The sequence below is a fragment of the Paenibacillus sp. MCAF9 genome, from assembly GCF_052114265.1.
In the GTDB taxonomy this organism is placed as follows: domain Bacteria; phylum Bacillota; class Bacilli; order Paenibacillales; family Paenibacillaceae; genus Pristimantibacillus.
In genome coordinates, this window is record NZ_JBFREL010000070.1 from 1 (window position 1) to 1,824 (window position 1,824).

General features: G+C 37.9%; 3 protein-coding genes. All 3 read left to right on the plus strand.

From position 1 onward, the window contains the following. The first annotated feature begins 228 nt into the window (after positions 1 to 228). The 3 genes from AB4Z45_RS32830 to AB4Z45_RS32840 all read left to right on the plus strand — a co-directional run bounded on the left by AB4Z45_RS32830 (position 229) and on the right by AB4Z45_RS32840 (position 1,670). Positions 229 to 477: a CPCC family cysteine-rich protein gene (locus tag AB4Z45_RS32830; protein ID WP_441887245.1), complete on the plus strand. Its 249-nt coding sequence runs from the start codon at positions 229 to 231 to the stop codon at positions 475 to 477. A gap of 60 nt (positions 478 to 537) precedes the next feature. Continuing rightward, complete coding sequence (locus AB4Z45_RS32835; protein WP_441887243.1) at positions 538 to 1,020, plus strand: hypothetical protein; 483 nt, start codon at positions 538 to 540, stop codon at positions 1,018 to 1,020. Positions 1,021 to 1,154: 134 nt separating this feature from the next. Beyond that, a complete protein-coding gene (locus AB4Z45_RS32840; RefSeq protein WP_441887241.1) occupies positions 1,155 to 1,670 on the plus strand; it encodes an NUDIX domain-containing protein in 516 nt (171 codons plus the stop codon). The last annotated feature ends 154 nt before the right edge of the window (positions 1,671 to 1,824 follow it).

Below are 1,824 nucleotides of genomic sequence, written 5' to 3' on the forward strand. Positions count from 1 at the left end.
ATCATGGTTTAACAAGTAGGGGGGATGAACGGTATAGCTCTCGGGATCTGGCTCCCACGGGCAGGTACGTTCGATCCCCGGCTACCGCTATCTTAAGACCACACAAAAATGAGGTCTACCAGAAAGATCTGGTGACCTCATAATACGAAAGGGCAGGATAGTTTAATCATATCGCGAATATTTTAAGTTTCTGAACTTAGTAAATTAGGTTTAATGGGGGCAATAAATATGAAGTACACATGTCCTTGCTGTGGTTATAATACTCTGGACTATGAGCCACCAGGCACCTATGACATCTGTGATATTTGTTTTTGGGAAGATGATGGTATTCAATATAACGACCACGATTATGAGGGGGGAGCAAATACTCAGTCATTAAGGCAATATCAAAAAGCTTTTTTACTAGGACGTGTTAATCGCAAGCCAACCGCTAACGATAAACGTGATGAGAAGTGGAAACCACTTCCTGAGAAGTAACATTCGTTTCACTGAAGGGCGATGAGAGCTAATTAAGCATAATAAAAAGGTGCTGGCGTCATGAACAAAGAGGAGTTTCTAGAGGAACTTGATGAAATTATAGAAGATAAGATGTTCATTGGAAATGATATCGATGACTTAGAAGAAGAAATTTCACATAACACATGGTCAATATCGATGAATCAACAGTTAGCTAGTGAGTTTACATTTGGGGAGATAAGAAACTTCTTTTGTAATGTAATTACTAATAGAGCTGAACAAATGACTAAAGCAGACTGTAATCATGGTATGCTTTTTTATGTATGGTTTGATTGGCAATCTGGAAGGTTACGCTTTAATCTTATTTCAAACATCCATAGCAAACTACCTTTTAAATGTGAAATTGAAACAGTGGAAAACATTGATTCGATAATAAATGAGTTTTTAAAATATCCGTATCATGATGGTATTCCTTTTGGGGAAGTGACAGATGAAGATGAGCAAACCGTGGAAAATACAAAAGTAAATTCACTTAATGTCTTTTTGTACGAATTGAGAAATTAGAGGAACAAGTTGTTAAGCTAACTGGGAACGATAGTTCAATGCCGAAGGGCTGCCTTGTGGCAGCTCTTCGCTCAACTAATTGGCAGGATAATTTAGTCTCCATATGGAATATGTTGTGTTGGGGGAGGGGTTAAATGATTATTCTTAGGCAAATGTCAGCAGCTTTTCTCATTCATGGCGATAAGTTGTTGATGATGGAGAAACCAAAAAACGCAAGTTTTGTTTCAGGTATGGTTGTACCAATTGGAGGGCACCTAGAGAAACATGAAATTAATAATCCGAGTGAAGCATGTTTGAGGGAAGTTGAGGAAGAAACTGGGCTGACAACCGACGACCTTACAGGATTGGAACTTAGATACATAATTTTACGGATTAAAGAAACAGAAATAAGAATTCAATATGTATATTTTTCAAATGCAAAGCACATAGCTGTACGCGAGAGTGAAGAAGGTAAGCTCTTATGGGTTGATATAGGCTTAGTTGATAAATTAAATGTAACTGCCACAACGAAATACATAATCGAGCATTATTCTAAGAATAAACATTCATCCGATGTTTATGTGGGTACGATGAAATCAGTTGAAAGTGAGCCCGAAATAACCTGGGCATTACTAGAAGATTGGGAAAATCTCAAGGTAGCATTAAGCTAACGGGTAACGATAGTTGAAGACTAAAAGGGCTGCCACGTGGCCAATGTCATTAAGTTAATCTCCGAGACAAGATCGTAAATAGAAAGTGAATCTGAAACGGCATGGGAAAAGCCCTGTGCCGTTTATTTTTTTGATGCAAGACTGATAAATAGGA

Coding starts and splice junctions, on each gene's coding strand:
- AB4Z45_RS32830 (WP_441887245.1), top strand. CDS start 229: ATGAAGTACACATGTCCTTGCTGTGGTTATAATACTCTGGACTATGAG.
- AB4Z45_RS32835 (WP_441887243.1), top strand. CDS start 538: ATGAACAAAGAGGAGTTTCTAGAGGAACTTGATGAAATTATAGAAGAT.
- AB4Z45_RS32840 (WP_441887241.1), top strand. CDS start 1,155: ATGATTATTCTTAGGCAAATGTCAGCAGCTTTTCTCATTCATGGCGAT.